The organism is Mesorhizobium sangaii, from assembly GCF_014207355.1.
Classification (GTDB): domain Bacteria; phylum Pseudomonadota; class Alphaproteobacteria; order Rhizobiales; family Rhizobiaceae; genus Mesorhizobium; species Mesorhizobium sangaii.
The window spans coordinates 152,538-178,157 of record NZ_JACHEF010000007.1 but is presented as its reverse complement, the minus strand read 5'-3'; the positions used below and the strand labels follow the sequence as shown (position 1 = coordinate 178,157).

The 25,620-nt window shown below is 63.2% G+C and carries 21 protein-coding genes and 1 tRNA gene; 9 read left to right on the top strand and 13 right to left on the bottom strand.

Features of this window, described 5'->3' with window-relative positions:
- Positions 1 to 8 precede the first annotated feature (8 nt).
- The 4 genes from HNQ71_RS28465 to HNQ71_RS28450 are packed head-to-tail and all read right to left on the bottom strand — an operon-like array spanning position 9 to position 4,447.
- Complete coding sequence (locus HNQ71_RS28465; protein WP_184876678.1) at positions 9 to 785, bottom strand: enoyl-CoA hydratase/isomerase family protein; 777 nt, start codon at positions 783 to 785, stop codon at positions 9 to 11.
- Positions 778 to 2,379, bottom strand: coding sequence for an acyl CoA:acetate/3-ketoacid CoA transferase (locus tag HNQ71_RS28460; RefSeq protein WP_184876676.1), 1,602 nt, complete (start codon positions 2,377 to 2,379; stop codon positions 778 to 780). The genes HNQ71_RS28465 and HNQ71_RS28460 overlap by 8 nt, the downstream gene beginning before the upstream one ends.
- Positions 2,376 to 3,392, bottom strand: coding sequence for a Gfo/Idh/MocA family protein (locus HNQ71_RS28455; protein WP_184876674.1), 1,017 nt, complete (start codon positions 3,390 to 3,392; stop codon positions 2,376 to 2,378). The genes HNQ71_RS28460 and HNQ71_RS28455 overlap by 4 nt, the downstream gene beginning before the upstream one ends.
- Entirely contained in the window at positions 3,389 to 4,447 is a 1,059-nt protein-coding gene (locus HNQ71_RS28450) for a LacI family DNA-binding transcriptional regulator (RefSeq protein WP_184876671.1), read from the bottom strand. Before HNQ71_RS28450 ends, HNQ71_RS28455 begins: the two co-directional genes overlap by 4 nt.
- A 241-nt stretch (positions 4,448 to 4,688) precedes the next feature.
- On the opposite strand from HNQ71_RS28450, the gene HNQ71_RS28445 reads away from it, so the two are divergent.
- Together HNQ71_RS28445 and HNQ71_RS28440 are read left to right on the top strand one after the other, a co-directional pair.
- On the top strand, positions 4,689 to 5,849 hold the full coding sequence (locus tag HNQ71_RS28445; RefSeq protein WP_184876669.1) for a dihydrodipicolinate synthase family protein: 1,161 nt from the start codon (positions 4,689 to 4,691) through the stop codon (positions 5,847 to 5,849).
- 111 nt (positions 5,850 to 5,960) lie between these two features.
- On the top strand, positions 5,961 to 6,731 hold the full coding sequence (locus tag HNQ71_RS28440) for a M15 family metallopeptidase (RefSeq protein WP_210334074.1): 771 nt from the start codon (positions 5,961 to 5,963) through the stop codon (positions 6,729 to 6,731).
- A 63-nt stretch (positions 6,732 to 6,794) separates the two neighbouring features.
- Here the strand turns inward: HNQ71_RS28440 and HNQ71_RS28435 are convergent.
- Positions 6,795 to 6,869: transfer RNA gene (locus HNQ71_RS28435), tRNA-Val, on the bottom strand.
- 218 nt (positions 6,870 to 7,087) lie between these two features.
- Positions 7,088 to 7,450 (bottom strand): cell cycle two-component system response regulator CpdR, encoded by a 363-nt coding sequence (cpdR, locus tag HNQ71_RS28430; protein ID WP_006199474.1) that lies wholly within the window; start codon positions 7,448 to 7,450, stop codon positions 7,088 to 7,090.
- Between the two features lie 165 nt (positions 7,451 to 7,615).
- On the opposite strand from cpdR, the gene HNQ71_RS28425 reads away from it, so the two are divergent.
- Positions 7,616 to 8,557, top strand: coding sequence for an N-formylglutamate amidohydrolase (locus HNQ71_RS28425; protein WP_184876665.1), 942 nt, complete (start codon positions 7,616 to 7,618; stop codon positions 8,555 to 8,557).
- 316 nt (positions 8,558 to 8,873) lie between these two features.
- The gene (gene hisN, locus HNQ71_RS28420; protein WP_184876663.1) at positions 8,874 to 9,647 is read left to right on the top strand and encodes a histidinol-phosphatase; all 774 of its coding nucleotides are present in this window, start codon (positions 8,874 to 8,876) and stop codon (positions 9,645 to 9,647) included.
- Positions 9,648 to 9,663: 16 nt separating this feature from the next.
- Here hisN and HNQ71_RS28415 read toward each other — a convergent pair whose 3' ends face one another.
- The 3 genes from HNQ71_RS28415 to HNQ71_RS28405 all read right to left on the bottom strand — a co-directional run bounded on the left by HNQ71_RS28415 (position 9,664) and on the right by HNQ71_RS28405 (position 11,114).
- The gene (locus HNQ71_RS28415; RefSeq protein WP_184877131.1) at positions 9,664 to 10,494 is read right to left on the bottom strand and encodes a helix-turn-helix domain-containing protein; all 831 of its coding nucleotides are present in this window, start codon (positions 10,492 to 10,494) and stop codon (positions 9,664 to 9,666) included.
- A gap of 197 nt (positions 10,495 to 10,691) precedes the next feature.
- The gene (locus tag HNQ71_RS28410; RefSeq protein WP_184876661.1) at positions 10,692 to 10,955 is read right to left on the bottom strand and encodes a DUF1127 domain-containing protein; all 264 of its coding nucleotides are present in this window, start codon (positions 10,953 to 10,955) and stop codon (positions 10,692 to 10,694) included.
- 3 nt (positions 10,956 to 10,958) lie between these two features.
- Entirely contained in the window at positions 10,959 to 11,114 is a 156-nt protein-coding gene (locus HNQ71_RS28405) for a hypothetical protein (protein ID WP_184876659.1), read from the bottom strand.
- 175 nt (positions 11,115 to 11,289) lie between these two features.
- Here HNQ71_RS28405 and HNQ71_RS28400 point away from each other — a divergent pair, with 175 nt between their 5' ends.
- Positions 11,290 to 11,802, top strand: coding sequence for a DUF1579 domain-containing protein (locus tag HNQ71_RS28400; RefSeq protein ID WP_184876657.1), 513 nt, complete (start codon positions 11,290 to 11,292; stop codon positions 11,800 to 11,802).
- A 15-nt stretch (positions 11,803 to 11,817) separates the two neighbouring features.
- On the opposite strand, the gene HNQ71_RS28395 is transcribed toward HNQ71_RS28400, so the two are convergent.
- Entirely contained in the window at positions 11,818 to 12,795 is a 978-nt protein-coding gene (locus HNQ71_RS28395) for an alpha/beta fold hydrolase (RefSeq protein ID WP_184876655.1), read from the bottom strand.
- A 470-nt stretch (positions 12,796 to 13,265) separates the two neighbouring features.
- Between HNQ71_RS28395 and HNQ71_RS28390 the strand changes: the two genes are divergently transcribed.
- A complete protein-coding gene (locus tag HNQ71_RS28390) occupies positions 13,266 to 13,733 on the top strand; it encodes an Hsp20 family protein (protein ID WP_023759726.1) in 468 nt (155 codons plus the stop codon).
- A gap of 81 nt (positions 13,734 to 13,814) precedes the next feature.
- On the opposite strand, the gene HNQ71_RS28385 is transcribed toward HNQ71_RS28390, so the two are convergent.
- Entirely contained in the window at positions 13,815 to 14,867 is a 1,053-nt protein-coding gene (locus HNQ71_RS28385) for a threonine aldolase family protein (RefSeq protein ID WP_184876652.1), read from the bottom strand.
- Positions 14,868 to 15,342: 475 nt separating this feature from the next.
- Between HNQ71_RS28385 and gltB the strand changes: the two genes are divergently transcribed.
- Both gltB and HNQ71_RS28375 read left to right on the top strand, forming a co-directional pair.
- Entirely contained in the window at positions 15,343 to 20,103 is a 4,761-nt protein-coding gene (gene gltB / locus HNQ71_RS28380) for a glutamate synthase large subunit (protein WP_184876650.1), read from the top strand.
- A 141-nt stretch (positions 20,104 to 20,244) separates the two neighbouring features.
- Complete coding sequence (locus HNQ71_RS28375) at positions 20,245 to 21,699, top strand: glutamate synthase subunit beta (protein WP_184876648.1); 1,455 nt, start codon at positions 20,245 to 20,247, stop codon at positions 21,697 to 21,699.
- 153 nt (positions 21,700 to 21,852) lie between these two features.
- Here HNQ71_RS28375 and HNQ71_RS28370 read toward each other — a convergent pair whose 3' ends face one another.
- Entirely contained in the window at positions 21,853 to 23,073 is a 1,221-nt protein-coding gene (locus HNQ71_RS28370; protein ID WP_184876646.1) for an SGNH/GDSL hydrolase family protein, read from the bottom strand.
- A 127-nt stretch (positions 23,074 to 23,200) separates the two neighbouring features.
- A complete protein-coding gene (locus tag HNQ71_RS28365) occupies positions 23,201 to 24,421 on the bottom strand; it encodes a lytic murein transglycosylase (RefSeq protein WP_184876644.1) in 1,221 nt (406 codons plus the stop codon).
- A gap of 200 nt (positions 24,422 to 24,621) precedes the next feature.
- Between HNQ71_RS28365 and galU the strand changes: the two genes are divergently transcribed.
- Positions 24,622 to 25,536, top strand: coding sequence for a UTP--glucose-1-phosphate uridylyltransferase GalU (gene galU / locus HNQ71_RS28360; protein WP_184877128.1), 915 nt, complete (start codon positions 24,622 to 24,624; stop codon positions 25,534 to 25,536).
- The last annotated feature ends 84 nt before the right edge of the window (positions 25,537 to 25,620 follow it).

The following is a 25,620-nucleotide window of genomic DNA, read 5'->3' as shown; positions in this document are numbered from 1 at the left end:
TCTTTTCTCTAGGTTCTTGAAAATGCTGGTTTTTGCTTGGTCTTGAAAGCGCCGACGCCGGCTTTGAGATCGCCGGTCAGGGCGATGAAGCCGCTGGCCAGCGCTTCCGTCGCCGCGGCACTTTCCTCGCCTTCGGCGACCGCGATCATCAGCTTGGCGGCTTCCGTCGCCAGCGGCCCGCGCTCGGCGATCTTTTCGGCCCAGGCCTTGGCATCGGACAGGCCGCTGCCGGTTTCGACCACCCGGTCGACCACGCCGAGCGCCAGCGCTTCGGGTGCGAGCAGAATCTCGCCGCCCAGCGCCATGCGCCGCACCGTCTGCGCGCCGAAGCGGCGCACCGCGCGTTGCGTGCCGGACCAGCCGGGAACGACGCCGATCGAGGTTTCGGGGAAGCCCAATTTCACCTGTGTCTCCGCCACGCGAAAGTCGCAGGCGACAGCCAGTTCCAGCCCGCCGCCCAGCGCATGGCCCGACAGCACGGCGATGGTCGGCTGCCGCAGCCGCGCCAACCGGTCGAAGACACGGTGGCCGTAGCGGACCCATTGCACCTGGAAGTCCGCGGCACTCATCTGCGCCCACGCCTCGACATCGCCGCCGGCGCAAAAGCCCTTGCCTTCGCCGCGCAGCAGCACGACACGAACGCCTTCCGCCATCTCCGCTTCGTCCAGCGCGGCCTCCAGTGCGCGCAGCATCGGAATATCAAGCGCGTTGAATTTCTCCGGTCGGCGCAGCGTGACGATGCCGATGGCACCGTCCTGCTCGAAGGTGACGAGACGCTCAGCCATGCGCGCCTCCAAGCGAGGCGCCGCCATTCAGCGACAGGCCGATCGGCTGGTCCAGGTAGAGCGCTGCCGGTGTCGTCTTGAGATCCTTGGCGACGCCGAGCGGGATCTCGGCCTGGGCCAGCACGTCGCGCTGCAGGTCGATGCCGGGTGCGAGTTCGGTGACGACCAGACCCTCCGGCGTCAGCTTCATCACGCAGCGCTCGGTGACGTAGGTGATGTCCTGTCCCTGCGCGACCGCGCGCTTGCCCGAGAAGGAGATGTGCTCGACCTCGTTGACCACCTTCTTGACCTTGCCCTCCTGATCGATGCGGATGCCGCCATCGGCCAGGGAGAGTTTCGCCCCGGCGTTGAAGAAGCCCGAGAAGACGATCTTCCTTGCCCGCGCGGTGATGTCGACAAAGCCGCCGGCACCGGCGGTGACATGCGGCCGTGCCGACAGTTTCGACACGTTGACCGAACCGTGGCGGTCGATCTGCAGGAAGGACAGCAGCGACGCGTCGAAGCCGCCGGCCTGGAAATAGATGAACTGGTGCGGCGAGGGCATGATCGCCTCGGCGTTCGAAGCGCAGCCGAACTTGAAGTCGAGCAGCGGCACGCCACCGACGGCACCCTGTTCGATCACCCAGGTGACCTTGCCGTGCTGGCCTTCCTCGAGAAGGATGCGCGGCACGTTGGCCGAGATGCCGAAGCCGATGTTGACGGCCATGCCGTCTCGGAGTTCCAAGGCGACGCGGCGCGCGATCACCTTCTGTACGTTCATTTCGGCGTTGCGGAAGCTCGACAGCGGCCGGAAGACCTCGCCCGAGATTGCCGGATCGTAGGGCGTCAGCGTCGTCTGCAACTGGTCGGGCGCGACGACGATGTGGTCGACCAGCACGCCGGGCACGCGCACGTCGTGCGGCTTCAGCGTGCCGTTCTCGACGACGCGCTTGACCTGGGCAATGACGACGCCGCCATTGTTGCGAGCCGCGAGCGCCTGTTCGAGACCGCCGAGATAGGCGCCCTCATGCTCGTAGGTGAGGTTGCCGCGCTCGTCTGATGTGGTGGCGCGGATGATTGAGACCTGCGGCACGATCGAGCGGAAATAGAGCCATTCCTCGCCGTCGAACTGCTGCACCGAAACGATCGGCTCGCTGGCGGCCGCGTTCATGGCGCAGCCCTGGTGGCGAGGGTCGGCAAAGGTGTCGAGGCCAACCTTGGTCAGCACACCCGGACGCTTGGCGGCGGCCTCGCGGTGCATGTCGAACAAGATGCCGGACGGTACATTGTAGGCGGCGACCGAATTGTCGCCGATCATCTTCCAGATCTGCGGCGGCTCGGAAGAAGAGGGGCCGGATGGATAGGAGCCGCACAAAGTGCGCTTCAACAGGCCAGGCTTGGCGAGATGGTCGATGCCTTTGATGCCATACATGTCGCCGGCGGCGATCGGGTGCAGCGTGGTGATGTCTTTTGGATGGCCCTCGCTGTCGAAGCGCTCGCCGATCGCGGCCAGCACAGCATCCGGGCAGCCGAGACCGCTCGACGACGAGACGGACACCACCATGCCGTCCTTGATCAGGCCTGCGGCTTCAGCGGCGGAAACGACCTTGCTCAATTCTTGCTCCCGAGTTTCGGGTCGATCTTGACGGCCTTGCCGGAACTGGCCGATTGAAGTGCGGCTTCGGCAGCAGCGAGCGACCAGATACCGTCCTCGCCGCTGGCGGACGGTTGGCCGTCGCCACGGATCGCGGCGTGGAACTGGCGCAGTGATCTTGCGTAGAGGTCCTCGCGGTCGAAGCTCAGCTGCTCCTCGCCGTTGGCTGTGCGCAGCAACACCGAGCCGACCGGTTTCTGCGTCATCACATTGCTGGCGATCAGCGAACCCTCCGAGCCATGCACCTCGAAACCGGTGTCGGCGAATTTGGTGGTGAAGCCTTCATGGGATTGGGCGATGACGCCCGACTTGAAGCGCCAGATGCACATGGCGCCGTCTTCCAGCCCGCTGCCGGCCATGCCGGCCGATTGCGTGAAGGCCGAGACTTCGATGGGATCGTCGCCGAGCACGAAGCGCAGCGTGTCGGCATCGTGCACGGTGATGTCGAGCACCACGCCGCCACCTGCCTCAGGCTTGGTGATGCGCCAGCCCTGCAGGTTCTCCGGCAGGTAGACGGCATGAAAGACGCGCGCGGCGATCGGCTTGCCGATGCGGCCGGCGGCGATGGCCTCGCGCATGGCGCGGTGCGCGCCAGCGTTGCGCAGATGGTGGTTGGTGCCGAGCACGATGCCGGCGGCTTTTGCCGTGGCAACCATTGTGCGCGCGTCGTCGCTGGTCAGCGCCAGCGGCTTTTCGCACAGCACATGCTTTCCTGCCTTGGCTGCGGCCAAAGCCTGCTCGAGATGCAGTTCGTTGGTGGTCGAGATGTAGACTGCGTCGATGTCGGCGCCGAGCAGAGCGTCAAGCGTCGAAACAGCCAACGGGATGTTGTTTTCCCTGGCATAGGCGGTGGCGCGCTCGGGGCTGGAACTCATCACCGCCGCGATCTCGCCATCGCCTTGCGCGCGGATGGCGTTGATCATGAACTGTCTGGCGATCGTGCTGGCGCCGATCAAGCCCCATCTGACGCTCATGCCGCGTCCCCCATTCCTGCGGGCCTGTTTCGGGCGCGGCGATCCGGGCCGCAGCTTTCCCTGATCACCAGATTGACCGCACCGATATGATCTTCGGCCCGCGTGGTGCGCGACTGGATCATCTTCAGCATGACATGGGCGGCACGTTCGCCAAGGCCGGCGGTGTCCACCGAAACGCTGGTCAAGGCCGGCATGTAGTGCTCGGCCTCGACCACGTCGTCGAAGCCGACGACGGCGAAATCCGGTCCGGGCTCAAGCCCGCGCTTGCGCAGCGCCAGCATGACGCCAAAGGCGACCGCATCGTTGAAACACAGTGCCGCGGTCGGCGGTTCGGATGTTGCGAGAGCGGTATCCAGGCAGGCGATGCCGCCCCTGCGGCTGGTCTCGCCTTCGATCACGGTGATGTCGCGGGCGGCGATGCCAAGCGTCTCGCAAGCTTCGCGAAAGCCGCCCAGCCGCTCTTGATAGACCACGAGGTCGGCCGAGCCGCCGAAGAAGGCCAGCCGGCGATGCCCTTTGCCGATGAGATGGGCAGCGGCCAGGTAGGCGCCGCGATGATTGTCGGGCGTGATCACCGGAATGCGGCTTTCAGGCAGCCGGCGCATGGCGAAGACGACCGGAACGCCCGCCATCTCCAGGCGACGGAAAGCGCCCGGCGTGGTGCCGCGCGCCGGCGACACGATGAGGCCGGCGACACCTTGCTCCATGAGCGATTTCAGCACCTCTTCCTGGCGCACCGGATTTTCCGCGGTGTTGGCGATGAACGGCACGATGCCGGCCGACTGGAAAACGCGCTCCATGCCGACCGCCAGTTCGGCGAAGAAGGGATTGGTGAGATCGTTGATGACCATGCCGATGACGTTGGAGTGAGCCTTGCGCAGATTGGCGGCGCCACGGTTGTAGACATAACCGACGTCCTCGATCGCCTTGCGAACCTTGACCGCGGTCTCAGGCCGGATCAGCCCGCTGCCCTGGAGCACGAGCGACACCGTCGATTTGGACACGCCTGCCTCGCGGGCGATGTCGAATATCGTTGCCTTGGCCCGGCTGGCCATCCAGATGCATCCTCCCGCTTTCCAGCGTCGATCTATTGGAACGTTCTAATCACTACTCCCATTCGGAGTCAATCGGGGTTCTTCCCGAATTCGAAAAATTGACTTGATGAGGCCTGCACGCCCATTCCATAAGGCTTTCCGTGTTGCGGCGCAGCATTTACTCGTGAATGAGCTTTGAATCTTAAAGGTTCTTGATTTATTGGAACGTTCCATTTATAGGCACGATGATAGGGAGAGAACGATGGACATTGTCTTGCCTGGGGAGGGTGGCCGCAGCACCCCCTACGCGCTGGTCGGCCAACCGGTGCAGCCGGTGGTCGGCGCGCGGTTTTCGCGCATCGCCTATGCCGCAGCCCATGTCGTTGCCGATCCGCTGGCGATGACCGATCCGTGGTCGAAGCCGGTGGTCGACTGGGACAGGACGATGGCGTTTCGTCATCACCTGTGGCGGCTCGGCTTCCGCATCGCCGAGGCGATGGATACCTCGCAACGCGGCATGGGTTTCGACTGGACAAATGCGCAGGAGTTGATCCGCCGCTCGATCGCGGAAGCTCGCACCGTCGAAGGCGCCGATCTCGCTTCGGGTGCCGGCACAGACCATCTGGCGCCAAGCGCCGCACGGACGCTCGACGATGTCATCGCGGCCTACGAGCAACAATTCGCATTCATCGAAGGGCAGGGCGGCAAGGCGATCATGATGGCAAGCCGCGCCCTGGCGGCTGTCGCCAAAGGCCCGGACGACTATGCCCGTGTCTACGACCGTATCCTGAGCCAGGCGTCCGGTAAGGTCATCCTGCACTGGCTGGGCGACATGTTCGATCCGGCACTGAAAGGTTACTGGGGCAGCGGCGATTTCGAGGCCGCCCTCGACACTGTCGTCGCCATCATCGAACGCCATGCCGGCAAGGTGGAAGGGATAAAAATCTCGCTGCTCGATGCCGGCAAGGAGGTCGCGCTCAGGAACCGGCTGCCGGACGGCGTCGTCATGTTCACCGGCGACGACTTCAATTATCCCGAACTGATTGCCGGCGACGGCGGACGACATTCTCACGCGCTGCTCGGCATTTTTGATGCGATCGCGCCGGTCGCCAATGCGGCACTGGCGAAGCTGGCGGATGGCGAACGCGCCGGCTATGACGCGCTGATGGCGCCGACAGTGCCGCTATCGCGAAAAATCTTCGAGGCGCCGACCGAATACTACAAGGCCGGCATCGTCTTCATGGCCTGGCTAAACGGCCATCAGGACCATTTCGCGATGGTCGGCGGCATGCAGTCGGCGCGCGGCATCCGCCACTATGCCGATGTCTTCCGACTTGCCGATCAGGCAGGGTTGCTGGCCGATCCGGAACTGGCGGTTGCCAGGATGAGAAGTTTGTGTGCCGTCGCAGGCGTCTCGGAATAAATGTGGGCTCGTGCCCTGATCACATTCCCTTTTCGTTTATGATCGAAATCGTACGCGTGCGATTTTCGCGGGGCCATGCTGGCGATGAAGCCAAGGATTTCCATCGTTTTCGTGGTTTTGCTGGCGGCGATCCCCTTATCGGCCGCGCAAGGCGGTGATGGCGTCGACCAGGCTGACGCCAAGGCTGCGCTGCTCGAAGCCTACCCCGGCCTTTTTACCATCTCGGGCAATACGGTGACGTGGTCTGATGGTGCCACGATGGTCTGGGATGACGGCAAGGCACGCACGGCCGAGGAGTTGATCAAGTCCCCCGATATCGAGGACATGTTCCACTACGTCTATCCGACAGCCAGTGCCGGAGACCTTATCCCTGACGTGGATTTCGATCCCGGTCGGATTCGCAACGAGGCTTTCTTCAAAAAACTTTATGGGGCCAGTGCCGCGGCGGTCGGCCATCATTTAACGACCGTCAAATGGCTGCCCAAACTGGGCAAGTATCCGGTTCGGATAACCTCACTCTTCGGTGTTGACGCGCGCCTCTCCAAAATCTCGAATGCCTTGCAGGAAATGCCCGCCGACATGAGCCGCTTCGGCCTCAAGCCGGGCGGCGGTTTCAATTGGCGGGTCATCGCCGGCACGGACCAACTCAGCGTCCATTCCTTCGGGGCCGCGTTCGACATCAATGTCGGTTATTCCGACTATTGGTTCTGGAACAAGCCTGATGACAAGGGCCGGATCCCGTTCAAGAACCGCATTCCCTTGTCAATCGTCACGCTGTTTGAAAGGCAGGGTTTTATCTGGGGTGGGCGCTGGTATCACTACGACACCATGCATTTCGAGTATCGGCCTGAATTGCTGCTCTACAAGGAAAAGCAGGGCTGAGCTGGCCCTTGGATGCCTGGCCAGCGGATACTCGGCGCAATGTATTGATCGTCTGGGATTGGATGGTGGGCGTGACAGGGATTGAACCTGTGACCCCTGCAATGTCAATGCAGTGCTCTCCCGCTGAGCTACACGCCCATCCGAAGCCGCGCATACACCATTTTTGATCCAGCGCGTCAATAGCAGGAAAAAGGAAAGAAGGCGTCGTCTCGCCGCAGCGGTGACAAGGGCGCCAACGCCTAGAGCGCGTCGCGTTTGAACGGAATCAGGCGCCGCGCTTCAGGTCTTTGTTTTCATGCATGTCGTTCTCCCAAAACCGGGGCCACTTTTGGGTGACATGCCTGGCTCAGGAAGACTCAGGCCGCTTGCAGCATCTTTTCGACCTCGTTGACGAGGTCGCGCAGGTGGAACGGCTTCGAAAGCACCTTGGCGTCTTTAGGCGCCTTGGAATCCGGGTTCAGCGCAACGGCGGCGAAACCGGTGATGAACATGACCTTGAGGTCGGGATCGATCTCGGTGGCGCGGCGCGCCAGTTCGATGCCGTCCATCTCCGGCATGACGATGTCGGTCAGAAGCAGCGAGAACGGTTCCTCGCGCAGCCGCTCATAGGCGCTGGCGCCATTGTCGAAATCGCTGACCTGGTAGCCGGCGCGCTCCAGCGCCTTGACGAGGAACCGACGCATATCGTCGTCGTCTTCCGCCAGAAGAATGCGTGCCATGATATCCCGTCCGAATCACCCGCTCGAGATTGCCGTTGGGCAAGCCCGTTAACCATCCTGTATATGAGGAGGTGAGGGTAAACATCAAGTGAACGAGAGCCGGGATGGTCCATATTTGGCCGGTGTGTGAGCTGCTGCTGAAATGCTGGACACGCGGCCAGCAAGGTGGCACCTTCACATGATGATGCACTGGTGTTTGCGGGTTCGCTCAAATTGAAGACGGCAGCCGAGGATTTTTCGGTCTTTCCACCCTTCGAAATCCGGTCGGGCGCCGAGCAGCGCGTCCCCTTCCTCTTCAACTCACCGCATAGCGGCCGCTACTATCCGGAGCGCTTCCTTGCCATGGCAAGGCTGGACCGCAACGCCATCCGCCGGTCGGAGGACTGCTACGTCGACGAACTGTTCGGCGGCGCCGTGGCGCTGGGCGCGCCGATGCTGGCGGCGAATTTCCCGCGCGCCTATCTCGACGTCAACCGCGAGCCGTGGGAACTCGATCCGCGCATGTTCGCCGAGCCGGTGCCGTCCTTCTGCAACATCCGCTCGGCGCGGGTGGCCGGCGGGCTTGGCACGGTGCCCAAGCTGGTCGGCGAGGGGCTCGATATCTATTCCGGCCGCTTGCCGCTGTCCGAAGCGGTCGCCCGCATCGAGGCCGTCTACAAGCCCTATCACGAGACGCTGAAACGGCTTTTGACCAGGACCCATGCGCGCTTCGGCTTTGCCGTGCTGATCGACTGTCATTCGATGCCGGCGAGCATCCGCGTCGGCGACAACGGCTTGCGGCCCGACTTCATCATTGGTGACCGTTTCGGCATTTCGGCCACCGCGGCCCTGACCGAGACCGCGATCGGCCTGCTCACCGCCATGGGCTACACCGTCGCCCACAACAAGCCCTATGCCGGCGGCTTCATCACCGAGCACTATGGCCGCCCGGCGCGCCATCTCCACGCCCTGCAGATCGAGGTCAATCGCGGACTCTACATGAACGAGCGGACATTCGAGAAGGCCGCCGGCTTCGACGCGCTGGCCGACGATCTGTCGCGATTTTCGGCGGATCTGATGGCAATGCCGGACCATCATTTCATCGACCTGCCGCTGGCGGCGGAGTGAAGCCTTGGTCCGGGACACTCCGGCGTAAAAAAAGACCGCATCGTTTGCACGATACGGTCGAAGTCTAGGGAGGAAACGCCCAAGGAGGGCATGGACAGGAAAACCTGTCCGAGGCTGAGGGTATTGTGCGCTGCACAAATGTCAAGCGACCTTCAGGCTTTTTTAATTCACTCTGATGTGGAAATTGCATTTCGGTGACGCTTGTGTGACATCCGGGCAACAGGTGCCGCAGCGGGAAAATCGTCGAACACCCTTGTTTTGGCAGGAAATTGGCGGCAGAGCACGGCTCGGGCATGCTGCAATGCGGGAGAATCAGTTGGACATCAGCATCGATTTCATGCGCCGCATCGCGCAGGCCGCCGCTGCGGAAACCTTGCCGCGCTTCCGCAGCCAGGGCGCCGTCGCCAACAAGGAAAAGGGCAGTTTCGATCCGGTTACCGAAGCCGATCGCGAGGCCGAACGCGCCATCCGGGCGCTGATATCGGCTGAGTATCCCGACCATGGCATCCTCGGTGAGGAGCATGGCAGCGAAAACATTTCGAGCAAGCATGTCTGGGTGATCGACCCCATCGACGGCACGCGCGCCTTCATCTCCGGCCTGCCGGTGTGGGGGACGCTGGTCGGGCTGACGGTCGACGGCGATGCGGTTGCCGGCATGATGTCGCAACCTTTCACCGGCGAACTCTACTACGCCAACGCGTCGGGCTCCCACTATGAGGGGCCGGGTGGCCCGCGCAAGCTGACAACACGCAAGACGACGAAGCTCGCCGAGGCGACACTGTTCACCACCACGCCGGCGCTGTTCAAGGGCGCGGCGCGCGAGCGCTACGACCAGTTCGAAAAACAGGTGCAGCTCGCCCGCTACGGCACCGATTGCTATGCCTTCGCCATGATCGCATCGGGAAGCGTCGACATCGTCGCCGATCCCGGATTGAAGCCTTACGACATCGTGGCGCTGATCCCGATCATCGAAAAGGCCGGCGGCGTGGTCACCACGTTCGACGGCGGGCCGGCTGAGAAGGGGGGCGATGTCGTGGCAGCGGCGACGCCGGAGCTGCATGCGGCCGCGATGGCTGCGCTGCGAGGCTGACTTTTCCTGAACTGCTTCAACGCGGCTTGATCGAGCGCTGGAACTCCGCTGGGGTGCGGCCGTAAACCTGCCTGAACGCGGAGCTGAAATGGCTGTGGCTGGAGAAGCCAAGGTCCATGCCAAGCGTCGTCAGATTGTCGTAGCAGCCAAGCAGGTCGAGCGCGCGCGCCAGCCGCAGGCGCAAATGATAGCGATAAAGCGGCATGGCCTCGACCTGCTGGAACACTTGCGTCAGGTAGACCGGCGAGACGCCGACCTCGGCGGCAATTTCTGCCAGTGTCCAGCGTCGCGACAGATCCGAGGACAAAACGAGCTTGGCGCGGTCGACCAGTTTCTGCCGGCCCGGACTGGCGCCGGCGACATGCGAGGTTCGCTCGCCGAGAGAGCGCCGCACCAGCGTCAGCGCCAGGGTTTCTGCCTCGAGCGTTTCGGCGACGTTGCGGCTCAAGCTGTGGCGCAGCAAAGCCACCAAAGCCTGCGCCCTCGGGTCGATGCGTCGGCGTTGGCGACGAAATGCCGGGGTGGCGCCGCTGCGCAATTGTTCCTTGGGCGCCAGCTCCAGCAGCTGTGCCTCCTCGACGACGAGATCGAGGCAGGCGTCGCCACCCTCGACGGGGTGGCTGATCCGATAGGCTTCCGCCACGTTGAAGAACAGCAGCTGATTGGCTTCGGCGACCGCGTCGTTGCGGCCGACATGGCGCACGAAGACGCCGCGGTGGGGAAACACAAGATGCGTCGCCGACGTGCACTCTTCCTCGCTCCTGTGCCGGCATTGCCCGCTGCAGACGACGTCGCGCACCCTCACAGTATCGGTGTCGAGAAGCGGCTGGACCGTGAATTGCGATATGGCCATTGCGTTGTTTCCCTGCGCCGGACCATGGGTCCTGCATCGGCACTCTACGCAATCGGCCCGCCCATTCCTGTCAGGAGACTTCCAGGCAGGCTGCTTCTTAAGGCGCGTCGCGTCAAAACGGATTCACGCGACGCTTGGAGTTTCTGTTCCTCGTCGCCCCGAAACCGGGAGCACTTTTTGGGCGACATGCATCAATCCCACAGCCGACGCGTTGATTCTGAGTAGGCTTCACCGCGCGACAGACCGATGTCCTTGAGCTGGTCGTCGGTCATCTCGAGCAAGGCGCGCCGGCTTCGGCGCCGCTCCATCTGATAGCTGACCCAGCTGGCCGCAGCCACGAGTCGTGCACGCAGGGCCTGCCGGATCGTTGCGGCGTCCGATGCTCGAACCGTTGGCTTGAGTGCGGGGATTGCGTCGGCCAGGCATTGCGTTGCCGCTGTATGATCGGGGCGCATCGCTCAGTCCTCCCCGGCGCCGGCCGCCGAGGCGCCGGCTTCGTTAAGCGCTTGCGCGCATTCCTCGCAGCAGACTTCGACAGTCTTGCCGCCGACCTTGACGCAGATCGGGTTGGCGTCCAGCTGGCAATCGCAGGCGGCGCAGGTTTTCTCGGTCATGATCTCATCTCCATGGCGTTCAGTTCGACGCGGGCAGATGAGCACTGCGGGACGGCGCGGGCTGTCAGAATCTTTAGCACTTTGTGTGCCGCCGGCGCCGCCGGCCCATCCCTACTGACAACAGGGTGTCAGTTGGCACCGACTATGGAAGGGCTATTCCAGAGGAGGACTAGACATGCCGATGCAATCAACAGCCGGCCACGCCAATGACGGTCAGACGGACGGGCGTAGCGATTTCGACTTCTTCTTCGGCAGTTGGGATGTCAGCCATCGAAGGCTGCAAAAGCGCCTGGCGGGCGACACCAACTGGGACGAATTCGGCGGCACATGCGAGGTACGCCCACTGCTCGGCGGTCTCGGCAATGTCGACGACAACGTGATCGAGCTGCCGGACGGCGCCTATCGTGCCGCAACGGTGCGGACCTTCGATCCGGCGACGCGGCAATGGTCGATCTGGTGGATCGACGGTCGCAACCCGCTGACCATCGATGTGCCGGTGCGCGGCGCCTTCACCGACGGTGTCGGCACGTTCCTGTGTGAGGATGTCTTCGACGGACGGCCGATCCAGGTTCGTTTCCTCTGGTCACGGATGATGGAGAATTCGGCGCGCTGGGAACAGGCATTTTCGCTCGATGGCGGCACGAGCTGGGAGACCAACTGGGTGATGGAGTTCGCCCGCCAGGCGTGACGTGATCGGCGCCTGTCAGACCGTAGGGTCGTCGCTGCCGGGAATAAAGGCGTCGAAGGCGGCGAGGAGTTGCTCGCGGTACATGTCGGCCTCCTGCAGGATTTCGTGGCGGGCGCCGTCGATCATCAGCAGCGAACCGAGCCGCAGACGCCTGGCATAGGCTTCCACCGCCTTGGTCGAGACGACCTGGTCGGCGCCGGCGGCGATTATCAGCATGGGGACCTGAATGCGAGCCATGAAGTCGGGGTCGGTGACAGCCTCGGATGCTTTGGCGGCGGCCTGCAGCCAGCGGATCGTCGGGCCGCCGAGCGCCAGCTGCGGGTACTCTTCGTAGATCCGCGTGTTGCGCCGATAGCGCACCGGGTCGGACGTCAGCTTGTTGGTCTCGAAGGGCGCCGTCATCTTCGGCCGTGGACCCCAGGCGGCATAGAGCCGGCCTAGGCCGATCGCGCAGAAGAACGAACAGACGCGGCGAACGGTCGATATCGAGACCGGCAGATCGGGCACGGTCAGGAATGGCGCGATCAGCACCATGCGCCGCACGCGGTTGACCATCGACGGCGTGGCGAGCAGCGTGATCACCGCACCGGCTGAATGGGCGAGGATGTAGTAGGGGCCGCGGCAGTCGGGCAGGACGATCTCCTCGAAGAACTGCTCCAGGTCAGCGGTGTAGTCGCGGAAGCTACGGACATAGCCGCGCTGGCGATCGCGGATCAGACGGGAAGAATCGCCCTGGCCGCGCCAGTCGAGGGTGGCGACGCCAAAGCCACGGTCGGCAAGATTGCGGATGGTTTCGAAATATTTCTCGATGCACTCGTTGCGGCCGTTGAGCACGACCACGGTGCCCTTCAACGGACGAGCGACCGCGCCGAACAGGCCGTAGCGGATCTTCTTGCGGTCGCGGGTGGTGAAGAAGCCGCCGCTGGCGTTTTCCGGTCGTGGATTGCCCTCGATTTCGTGAAAAAGGGGGATGTCTGGGACAAGATCCGTCATTCGGCGCTTCGTGCTCGTGCCCGCCGGTGCTGGCTGGCTCTGCTAAGGTGATAGACGCCCATGCGCCAAAAGCAAAGGAATTCCCGGTGACGGGAGACCCACAATGGGGAAGGCCGGAAGCCGCTTGAAAGCGCGCTTCCGGCCTCTGTCGATCCGGGAGGAAGGGACGTTACACCCCGGTCGGCCTCGTTGCGGCGCCTGTTCTTCAGTCGGCACCCGCCAGTCCTTGATCTTGAAGTCACTCTAGCGCCGGCTGTCTGAACGCGCGCCGAAGCACCGGTTCATCTGCCGTTCATCAACGAACAGCCGCGCGGCTTTTTGCCAGCAGGCGAAATCTTGAAATGCCTTCGAGCGCTCCCCAAATGTCGGATGCGGTCGCCAATATCGGGGCCGCTGGTCCAGCCGAAACGCCGCTCAAGGGTTTCGCACCGGCCATACGCAAACCATGTTGCTCAACAGGAGAACACCTCATGCGTCACGTTGACTTTTCCCCGCTTTATCGCTCGACCGTCGGCTTCGACCGTCTCTTCACCATGCTCGATTCGCTTGCGCAGCCCGATGGCGCGCAGACCTATCCGCCCTACAACATCGAGCGCACCGGCGAGGATTCCTACCGCATCTCGATGGCCGTTGCCGGCTTCTCGGACGAGGAAATCTCGATCGAAGCCCATCGCAACGTGCTGACCGTGAAAGGTGAGCGCAAGGACGAGGGCACCGGCGAAGGTTCCGAACTGCTCTATCGCGGCATCGCCTCGAGAGCTTTCGAGCGCCGCTTTCAGCTTGCCGACCATGTTGAAGTCGTCGGCGCCGCTCTGAAGAACGGCCTGCTGTTCGTCGACCTCAAGCGCAACATTCCCGAGGAGTTGAAGCCGCGCAAGATCGCGATCACCTCGGCTCCGGCCAAGGCCAAGCAGATCGAGGCCAAGACCGCCAACTAAAGACCGCCAACTAAACCAATAGCCTCCCAAGGCAAAGGCGGCGCCGAAGGGCGCCGCCTTTTTTGTTGTCCGGGATATCAATTATCCAGCGATCAGCTGGCCAAAGCGGTCGACCTCATCGGCCGTCGTGGCAAAGCTGGTGACGAAGCGATAGAGCAACTCGTCCTCGCTGATATGGCCGTCAAAGCCATGCGGCCTGTGCCAGTCGTAGAAGGCAGCACCGGCTGCCTGCAGCTTCTCGGCTTCGGCTTTCTTGATCACTGCGAAAACCTCGTTCGCCTGCGGCAGCCAGGCCAGCTTTGCCGTGGCCGAATCCTCGATCGCCGCGGCAAGGCGCGCGGCCATGGCATTGGCGTGGCGGGCGGTGTCGAGCCACAATCCATCCTTGAAATAGGCTTCGAACTGCGCCGCGACGAAGCGCGATTTCGAAAACAGTTGCGCGGCGCGCTTGCGCAGGAAGGCCAATTCCTTGGCCCGGTCGAGATCGAACAGTACGATCGCCTCGGCGCACCAGCAGCCGTTCTTGGTGCCGCCGAAGGACAGCACGTCGACACCGCGTTTCCAGGTCATTTCCGCCGGCGTCGTGTCGAGCGCGACCAGGGCGTTGGCAAAGCGGGCGCCATCCATGTGCAGCGGCACGGAATGCTTTTTGGCGATGGCCGAGATCGCATCAATGTCGTTCAGCCCGTAGATGGTGCCGACCTCGGTCGACTGGGTTATCGAGACAGCCATCGGCCGTCCCCAATGGACGATTTCGGGGGCGAAGCGGCCGATGATCCTTTCAAGATTGTGCGGGTCGATCTTGCCCAATGCGCCGTCGATCGCATGCAGCCGCGAGCCGCCGGAAAAATATTCCGGCGCGCCGCATTCATCTTCGATGACATGCGATTCGCGGTGGGCGAAGGAAATGCCGCCGGGCTTGTTGAAGGTGGTCAGCGACAGGGAGTTGGCGGCCGTGCCGGTCGCCACGAAGAACACCGCGACCTCGCGCTCGAAAATCTCGTTGAAGCGCCGGTAGACGGCCTGGTCGAGCGCTCCGTCGCCATAGGCGGTGGAAAAACCATCGGCATTGGCCGAAAGGCCGGCAACGATATTGGGATGGGCGCCTGCCCAATTGTCGGAAGCGAAGAACATGCATCTGCCTGTGTTTTTGGGGAAATCGGGCTAAGGTTGACCGGTTTCGCATGGTGACCGCAAGGGCCAAGCGCCGGAAAACCATTAAAGCCAGTCGGCATGGCCGGGGCAGCGGTCGGCGACTGAAGCTTACGTTTTTCCTCAACTTCACGTAATTTTATGTCGCCGACGGCACAAGTTTTTTGTGAATCGGTCTTGTATGCGTCCAGAAATTCTGTCATAAAAATTTAGGACAGTAGTGCTGTCTTATTTTGTCGCACAAAACGAGCTGGATTGGCGTATCATTTGGGCCTCTCCGGCTGTTGCTGCGGGCGACGGGTTGGACAGCCAGACGCTGGCCTGTACGAATACGAACCATGCGGAAAGCCGCTTGGTTCGGCAAGGATTTCGCAAGACGTGCCGCAAGGATCAGGGTGAGCCAGGCGCTTGCCGGGGCAGACCAGCGCCCGAAGGGCTGGGAATGGAGGACCAAGAGATGACGGACATGACGCACTCTGCGACGAACGGCCAGGCCGCGCAGACGAAAGCGGCTACCGTCAAAACCGCGTCCCGAACCGAGATTGGCCGAACCGACATTGGCCGCTCCAATATTGGCCGAACCGGCTTTTCTGCCCAGGGCCTCTACGATCCGCGCAACGAACATGATGCCTGCGGCGTCGGCTTCATCGTCAACATGAAGGGCGTGAAGTCGCATCAGATCGTCGAGGACGGCCTTGCCGTGCTCGAAAACCTGACGCATCGCGGCGCCGTCGGCGCCGATCCGCTGGTCGGCGATGGCGCGGGCGTGCTGGTGCAGCTTCCCGACCGTTTCTTCCGCGAGGAGATGGCAGCCCAGGGCATCGAACTGCCGCCGGCGGGTCAATACGGAGTCGGACACTGGTTCATGCCGCAGGACGCAGCACTTCGCGCCCATATCGAGGACATCATCGCCGAATCGGCGCAGTCCGAGGGGCTTCCGCTCATCGGTTTCCGTGACGTGCCCGTCGACAATTCGTCGCTGTCGAAGGCGCCTGACATCGTCGCGTCCGAACCGTTCCATCGGCAGGTCTTCATCGGCCGCACATCAGACATTCCCGATGACGAGGAGTACGAGGCCAGGCTCTATCTGCTGCGCAAGGTCATATCGGGCCGCATCTATGCCGAGAACGACAACAAGGACATCGGCTCCTACTGCGTGTCGCTGTCGGCGCGCACCATCGTCTACAAGGGCATGTTCCTCGCCTATCAGGTCGGTGCCTACTACAAGGACCTGACCGATCCGCGCTTCGAAACCGCGCTGATCCTGGTCCACCAGCGCTTCTCGACCAACACTTTCCCGTCGTGGAAGCTGGCGCATCCCTACCGCATGGTCGCCCACAATGGCGAGATCAACACGGTGCGCGGCAACAACAACTGGATGGCGGCGCGACAGGCATCGGTCGATTCCGAACTGTTCGGCAACAACATCTCGAAGCTGTGGCCGATTTCCTATGAAGGCCAGTCCGACACCGCCTGTTTCGACAATGCGCTCGAGTTCCTGTTCCAGGGCGGGTACAGCCTCAGCCACGCCATGATGATGCTGATCCCGGAAGCTTGGGCCGGCAACAAGCTCATGGATGCGGACCGCAAGGCGTTCTACGAATACCATGCCGCGCTGATGGAGCCGTGGGACGGACCGGCGGCGGTCGTCTTCACCGATGGCCGCCAGATTGGCGCCACGCTCGACCGCAACGGATTGCGCCCGGCGCGCTATATCGTCACCGACGATGACCGCGTCATCATGGCTTCGGAAGCCGGCGTGCTGCCGGTGCCGGAAGAGAAGATCGTCAAGAAGTGGCGGCTGCAGCCCGGCCGCATGCTTTTGATCGACTTGGAGAAGGGGCGCATCGTCTCCGACGAGGAGCTCAAGTCGGAGATCGCGACCAAGCATCCCTACAAGACCTGGCTCGCAAACACGCAGCTCATCCTCGAAGACCTGAAGCCGGTCGAGCCGCGCGCGCTGCGCAAGGATGTCAGCCTGCTCGATCGCCAGCAGGCGTTCGGCTACACCCAGGAAGACACCAAGCTTTTGATGTCGCCGATGGCGACGACCGGCCAGGAAGCCGTGGGATCGATGGGCACCGACACCCCGATCTCGGCGATGTCGGACAAGTCGAAGCTGCTCTACACCTATTTCAAGCAAAACTTCGCCCAGGTCACCAACCCGCCGATCGATCCGATCCGCGAGGAACTGGTGATGAGCCTGGTGTCCTTCATCGGGCCGCGGCCGAACATATTCGACCTGGTCGGCAATTCGCGCCGCAAGCGGCTCGAGGTGCGCCAGCCGATCCTGACCAATGGCGATCTGGAGAAGATCCGCTCCATCGGCCACACCGAGGACCGCTTCGACACCAAGACGATCGACATCACCTACGGCTCGAATGAAGGGGCCGCGGGCATGCAGGGCGCCATCGACCGCTTGTGCGAGCGGGCGGAGGCGGCAGTCGCCGGCGGCTACAACATCATCATCTTGTCCGACCGCCAGGTCGGGCCTGACCGCATCGCCATCCCGGCCCTGCTGGCGACGGCCGCGGTGCACCACCACCTGATCCGCAAGGGGCTGCGCACCTCGGTCGGCCTCGTCGTCGAGTCCGGCGAGCCGCGCGAAGTGCATCATTTCTGCTGCCTTGCCGGCTATGGCGCCGAGGCGATCAACCCTTACCTCGCCTTCGACACGCTGCTCGACATGCACAAGCGCGGCGAACTGCCGAAGGAGGTCGACGCCTACGAAGTCGTCACGCGCTACATCAAGTCGATCGGCAAGGGCATCCTGAAGGTGATGTCCAAGATGGGCATCTCGACCTACCAGTCCTATTGCGGCGCGCAGATTTTCGACGCCATCGGGCTGAAGACCGATTTCGTGCAGCAGTATTTCACCGGCACCGCGACGCTGATCGAAGGCGTTGGGCTGGACGAGATCGCGACCGAGACGCTCAGCCGCCACAATGACGGCTTCGGCAACGATCCGGTGCTGCGCAACAGTCTGGAAGTCGGCGGCGAATACATGTTCCGCATGCGCGGCGAGGCGCATATGTGGTCACCGGATGCGGTCGCCACCTTGCAGCACGCCGTGCGCCAGGGCTCGTGGGAGACGTTCAAGGACTATTCCGCGCAGATCGACAGCGAGACGGCCAGGGCCCAGACCATTCGTGGCCTGTTCAGGATCAAACTGGCCGAAGAAACCGGCCGCAAGAAGGTCGCGCTCGACGACGTCATGTCGGCGGCCGACATCGTCAAGCGGTTCTCGACCGGGGCGATGTCCTTCGGCTCGATCTCGCGCGAGGCGCACACCACGCTGGCGCGCGCCATGAATGCCATCGGGGGCAAGTCCAACACCGGCGAGGGCGGCGAAGAGGCCGACCGCTATCTGCCGCTGCCCGGCGGCGGCAAGAACCCGGAACGCTCGGCGATCAAGCAGATAGCCTCGGGCCGTTTCGGCGTGACGGCCGAATATCTCGTCAATTCCGACATGATGCAGATCAAGGTGGCGCAAGGTGCCAAGCCCGGAGAGGGCGGCCAATTGCCCGGCCACAAGGTCGACGCGACCATCGCCAAGGTCCGGCACTCGACGCCGGGCGTCGGCCTGATCTCGCCGCCGCCGCATCACGACATCTATTCGATCGAGGATCTGGCGCAGCTGATCTACGATCTGAAGAACGTCAACCCAGCGGCCGACGTGTCGGTCAAGCTGGTGTCGGAAGTCGGCGTCGGCACGGTTGCGGCTGGCGTCGCCAAGGCGCGCGCCGACCACATCACCATCTCGGGCTATGATGGTGGCACCGGTGCCTCGCCGCTGACCTCGCTCAAGCATGCCGGCAGCCCGTGGGAAATGGGCCTTGCCGAGACGCACCAGACGCTGGTGCTGAACGGCTTGCGCTCACGCGTGGCGCTGCAGGTCGACGGCGGCTTGCGCACCGGCCGCGACGTCATCGTCGGCGCGCTACTCGGTGCCGACGAGTTCGGCTTCTCGACCGCGCCGCTGATTGCGGCCGGCTGCATCATGATGCGCAAGTGCCATCTCAACACCTGTCCGGTCGGCGTGGCGACGCAGGATCCGGTGCTGCGCAAGCGCTTCAAGGGCACGCCCGAGCATGTCATCAACTTCTTCTTCTACGTGGCGGAAGAGGTGAGGGAGCTGCTCGCCGAGATGGGCTACACCCATATCGACCAGATCATCGGCGACACCGACCTTTTGGAGAAGCGCGACCTGATCGTGCACTGGAAGGCGCGCGGGCTCGATTTCTCGAAGATGTTCTTCAAGCCGGACGCGCCGCATGAAGCGGTGCATTGGACCGAGCGGCAGAAGCACCCGATCGACGACGTACTCGACCGCAAGCTGATCGAAATGGCCAAGCCGGCGCTCGAAAGCAAGCAGCCGGTCAAGATCGAGGTCGACATCCGTAATGTCGATCGCTCGACGGGTGCCATGCTCTCGGGCGAAGTGGCCAAGCGCTTCAAGCACAAGGGCCTGCGCGAGGATACGATTTCGGTGAAGCTGACCGGCACTGCCGGCCAGTCCTTCGGCGCCTTCCTGGCGCGCGGCATCTCGTTCGATCTCGTCGGCGCCGGCAACGACTATGTCGGCAAGGGCCTGTCGGGCGGCCGTATCGTCATCCGGCCACCGGAAGAGGCCAAGATCGTCGCGGCTGAATCCATCATCGTCGGCAACACGGTGCTCTATGGCGCGACCGAGGGCGAGGCCTATTTCGCCGGCGTCGCCGGCGAGCGTTTCGCCGTGCGCAATTCGGGCGTGGCCGCCGTCGTCGAAGGCGTCGGCGACCATGGCTGCGAGTACATGACCGGCGGCATCGTCGTCGTCATCGGCAAGACCGGCCGCAACTTCGCCGCCGGCATGTCGGGCGGCGTCGCCTATGTGCTGGACGAGGCGGGCGATTTCGCCGAGCGCTGCAACATGGCGATGGTCGAGCTGGAACCGGTTCCGGAAGAAGACGACCTGATGGAAAGGCTGCTGCACCATGGCGGCGACCTCGACCACAAGGGGCGCGTCGACGTGTCCGGCGACATGACCAGCCATGACGAGGAGCGGCTCTACCAGCTGATCTCGAACCATGTGCACTACACCGGTTCGGTGCGCGGTCGCGAAATCCTCGACGACTGGACGACCTTCCGGCCGAAATTCCGCAAGATCATGCCGGTCGAATACCGCCGCGCACTGATCGAGATGGAACGCATGCGCATGGGCGTGGCCGCGGAATAGACTTGGCAGTTGCCGGGAGGCCCAGGTTTCCCGGCCCACTTTCATCGACAGCTTGACCTCGAAGGCAAGGTTGCCATGGCTGCCTCGAGAGGTTAACGGGTGCGGCGAAAACCGCACCATCTGGACAGCAGGAACTGGACTATGGGCAAGGTAACAGGCTTTCTCGAAATCGACCGGCAGGTGCACAAGTACCAGCCGGCCTCCGACCGCATCCGGCATTTCCGCGAATTCACGCTGCCGATGTCGGACAAGGAGGTCGAGAAACAGGCCGCGCGCTGCATGGATTGCGGCATTCCGTTCTGCCATGGACCGACGGGCTGCCCGATCCACAACCAGATCCCGGACTGGAACGACCTCGTCTACAATGGTGACTGGGACAACGCGATCCGCAACCTGCATTCGACTAACAACTTCCCGGAGTTCACCGGCCGCATCTGCCCCGCGCCCTGCGAGGAAGCCTGCACGCTGAACCTCGAGGACATTCCCGTCGCCATCAAGACGGTCGAGCAGGCGATCGCCGACAAGGCCTATGAGACCGGCCATATCAGGCCCTATCCGCCAGAGAGGAAGACCGGCAAACGCGTCGCCGTCATCGGCTCTGGCCCGGCCGGCATGGCGGCTGCCCAGCAGCTTGGCCGCGCCGGCCACGACGTCCATGTCTATGAACGCGAAAGCCGGCCGGGCGGACTGATGCGCTACGGCATTCCCGACTTCAAGATCGAGAAGCACTATATCGACCGGCGCATCGAGCAGATGCAGGGTGAGGGCGTGACCTTCCATTGCGGCGTCAATGTCGGTGTCGACAAACCGATTGCCGAACTGCTCGCCGAACATGACGCGGTCCTCTATTGCGGCGGTTCCGAAACACCGCGCGCGGCCGGCATCCCGGGCGACGATCTCGGCGGCGTGCATGATGCGATGCCCTATCTGGTGCAGCAGAACAGGCGGGTCGGCGGCGAGCCGATCCAGTCGGTGGCCTGGCCGTCGCATCCGATCATCGCCGGCGGCCAGCATGTCGTCGTCGTCGGCGGCGGCGATACCGCGTCCGACTGCGTCGGCACCGCCTTCCGCCAGGGCGCCGTGCGCGTCACACAACTCGACATCCGCCCACAGCCGCCGGAGAAGGAAGACAAGCTGTCGGTCTGGCCTTACTGGGCGACCAAGATGCGCACCTCGTCCTCGCAGGCCGAAGGAGCGGAGCGCGAATTCCAGGTGGCGACGCTCGAGTTCATCGGCGAGGAAGGCCAATTGACCGGCGTCAAGTGCTGCGAGGTCGACGAGAAGCGCAAGCCGATCGCCGGCACCGAATTCGTCATCCGCGCCGATCTCGCCTTCATCGCCATCGGCTTCGCCGGCCCGGCCACCGCCGGCCTGGTTGGGGAATTGGACGGCCAGATGAAGATCGTCACCGACAGCCGCCGTTCCAGGAACGTCGAAGCCAATGACCGCGACTACAAGACCAGCGTCGACAGGCTCTATGCGGCAGGCGACGTGCGTCGCGGGCAGTCGCTGGTCGTCTGGGCGATCCGCGAGGGCCGCCAGGCGGCGCGTTCGATCGACGAGGCATTGATGGGGTCGACCGTACTACCGAGCTGAGCCCGATGGAAATTCTACTCCCGCGCGGCCATCTGGAGGCGTTTTCTGCGCTTCCGGTGTGCTCACGTACTTTGACGTACGCTCCGCGCCGGTTCTCGAAACCGCCACCAATGACTCGCGGGAGCGAATTTCGAAACGGGCTCAGGGGAGCTTCTAAGGGTTGATCGCCGTCGTCGTGCCGGGTGCTGCTGCCGCCGCAGGCTGCGTCCGGGGTGGCCAGGAGAAATCGTCGGCACGGCCGGGCGAGGCTTCCGGCGCCTTGCCCTCGACTACCAGTTTTTCACCGGGCAGGTCCGAATTGGCCTTTGCCGGCGGGGCTGCGCCGAGAAGTTCGGAGCCGCCATCGAGTGCCGGATCGCTGAGCAGCATCGGCGCGGTGCGATCGATGACGATGGGCGCGGCGGCCGGCCCCGGCGCCTCGACGGGCGCACCCGCCGGCGCGGTTGCCGGGGCCACGCTTCCCGGCGCGGCGAGGCCCAGGATCTTCATCAGCGGCTTTTCGGTATAGAAGGCGAGCTTGCGCTTGCCGGCCTTCGAGACGTTGATGCCGTCATCGGCTCGCAGCCGCACCGGCTGGCCGTTCATATCGGGACCGCTGGTGACGAAAGCGCCGTTTTCGTCGACGAAGCCGTCCCAGACGTCGACGAATTCACCGCCATGGCTTTCGGCGACCTGATGGTAGATGTCGTTGAACGCCAGCATGTCGGAGGTCATCTTCGGCACCCTGAAGGCCGGCATGCCAACCCACAGGAAGGGCACCTTGGCGTCGGCGATGGCCTTACCGAGTGCATCGGTGCGGCGCTCATATTCCTTGGTCCAGTTCTCGGACCGGGGCTGCTCGCGCACATCCCCCACCTTCATCTGCTGACGGTCGTTGGAACCCAGCATGACGACCACGGCGGCCGGTTTCTCGGTCTCGATCAGCGTCTTGATCTGTTCGGGCCAGTTGTAGAAATCATCGCGCACGAAGCCGGACGAGCCATTGCTGCGTGCCACGATCCTGATGCCGGTGTTTTCGGCAAAGGCGGTGTCGAGGCCTTCGGCCAGCCCGGACGCCATGAAATCGCCGACCACCAGGACGGTGCGGGCATCAGGGACTTTCTCGGCGATCGGCATTTGCGGTTCGGCCGGCGCACGCGGGACGCGGGGTTTGCGCGGCTTCGGCTTCGCCTTCTGGATGTTCAGCGGCGGCTCGATCCGCTCGCTGCGGCGTGGAAACAGAAGGTCACGCAACGACCAGCCGCGGTATTGCTGCTCCTGCGCCATGGCCGGCGCATGGAAGGCGCCAGCCACGCCGACGGCGAGCACGACGACGGCCAGAATCAGCACCGGCATGCGACGAACAAGCCCTGCGATGCGCGCAGCCGAAGCCAATCGTTTCCTCCATCCCGTGGCGCACTGCCTTGAAAAGTCGCGTCGACTTTTTAAAGGGCATTGCACCAAACAGATTGCTACAGTGTCCTTTGCGCGTCCGGAAGGCTACGCGGCACCGTAGGTGGCTCTATTTCTGCCGGAGCCACTTCAGCACTTCCATGCTCGGATAGCCGTCCTGGGTCAATCCGGCCTTGGCCTGGAAGGCCATGATGGCGGTTTTCGAGCCGTCGCCGATCTTGCCGTCGAATTTGCCGTCGTAGAGGCCATGCTGGGAAAGCCGTTTCTGCAGCTCCTGCCTTTCCTCGAAGGTGAGCTTGGTGAAAGGCCGCTTCCAGTCCTGCACGAGACCGCTGGAGCCGGCGATTTCGTCGGCGAGAAGACCGACGGCAAGCGCATATTTGTCGGCATTGTTGTAGGCCTTGATGACCGAGAAATTCTTGATCATCAGGAAGGCTGGACCGCCGCGGCCGTCCGGCACTTTCAGCGTCGCCTTGTCGGAGCCGTTCTTGAACGGCTTGCCGTTGGCCCTGACGACGCCGAGCGCCTGCCATTGCGACAGCGTCTTCGAGCCGCCAGGAAGCTTGCCGGCCGGCAAGCTAACCTCATAGCCCCAGGTCTTGCCGGCCTGCCAGCCATTCTTCTTCAACAGGTTGGCGGACGTCGCCAGCGCATCGGGGATCGAATTCCAGATGTCGCGCTTGCCGTTGCCGTCCATGTCGACGGCATAGTGCTGATAGCTGGTCGGGATGAACTGGGTGTGGCCCATGGCGCCGGCCCAGGACCCGCTCAGATGGCTTTCGTCGATATCGCCGGTCTGCAGGATCTTGAGTGCGGCGATCAGCTGGGTGCGGGCGAATTTCGCCCGTTTCGGATCGGCATAGGCCAGGGTCGCCAGCGAGCGCACGACGTTGCGCATGATGTCGTCGCGCTTGAGGATTTCGCCATAGTTCGATTCCATCGACCAGATGGCGAGCAGAATGTAGCGGTCGACGCCGAATCTGGCCTCGATCCTGTCCAGCCACGGCTTCCACTTCTTGGCCATTTGCTGGCCGACGGCGACAGACTGGTCATGGACGCGGTTGTCGAAATAGTCCCAGGCAGGTGCGGTGAATTCCGGCTGCGTACGCGCCTTTTCCAGCACCACCGGGTCGATATCCCGGATGTCCCTGAAGGCCTGGTCGTAGAGGGCACCGGAAACGCCGCTCTGCACGGCTGTGGCGCGGAAGCCGGCGACCCACTGCCGGAAACCGGCATCGGCGAACGCCGGGACGGGCATCAGCAGGGCGAGCGAGAGGCTGGCTGCCGCGATGACGCTGGTAAAACGCTTTGCGGCACTGCGAACGGACATCTTTTCCCCTTTCTCTGTCTCAGGAAAGACCATTCATCGCCGAACCAGGTTAGGAATTAGTTTACCATAGGTGCCGCCGGGAACGAAAAGACGCCTCGAAGCTTTACCGGGGAATGTTCCCCTCAGTCGCTCAGTAGTCCTCAATTCCGGCGTGAAAATGTCTTGAGACGGGGATTGCGGAGCAGGCCATCAAACGGATAATTGACAGTATGAAGAGAGTTCGCAAGGCAGTCTTCCCGGTCGCCGGTCTCGGCACACGGTTTCTCCCGGCCACCAAGGCCATCCCCAAGGAAATGCTGACCGTCGTCGACCGGCCAGTGATCCAATATGTGGTGGATGAGGCGCGCGAGGCCGGCATCGAACATTTCATCTTCGTGACCGGCCGCAACAAGGCCGTCATCGAGGACCATTTCGACGTCCAGTTCGAGCTTTACGACACGCTGGCACAGCGCGGCAAGGACGACCAACTCGCCCGCCTGCAACGCCTGCAGCCGGCGCCGGGGCAGACCAGCTTCACCCGCCAGCAGGTGCCGCTTGGCCTTGGCCATGCCGTCTGGTGCGCGCGCGAGCTGGTCGGTGACGAACCGTTCGCCCTTTTGTTGCCCGACATGATCATGCAGTCCGAAAAGAGCTGCATGAAGGACATGGTCGAGCTCTACCAGGAAACCGGCAACAACATCATCGCGGTGCAGGAATGCGACCCGGCCGAAGCCCACAAATACGGCATCGTCGGCCGCGGCGAGGACACGCATCACGGCTTCCGCATCACCGAGATGGTGGAAAAGCCGAAGACCGGCACCGCACCGTCCAATCTCTACATCAATGGGCGCTACATCCTGCAGCCCGAGATCTTCAAGATCCTCGAAGGCCAGGAAAAGGGCGCCGGCAACGAGATCCAGCTCACCGACGCGATGCTGAAGCTGGAAAAGCAGCAGCCCTTCTATGGCTACCACTATCAGGGCCGCACTTTCGATTGCGGATCGCCGGAAGGCTTCGTCGAGGCCAATGTGGCCTTCGCGCTGTGGCGCAGCGACATGAACGAGAGCATGGCCGGCGTCATCCGGACGCTTCTTGACGAGCTGAAACCGTCGGAGCGTCGCGGCGCCGCCTTCTAAGGCTATGTCGATATTCCGGTGATGCCGGCCTGCGAGCGACGGTTTGCTGCGCCTGTGCTCATGTACCCGAACGTACGCTCCGCT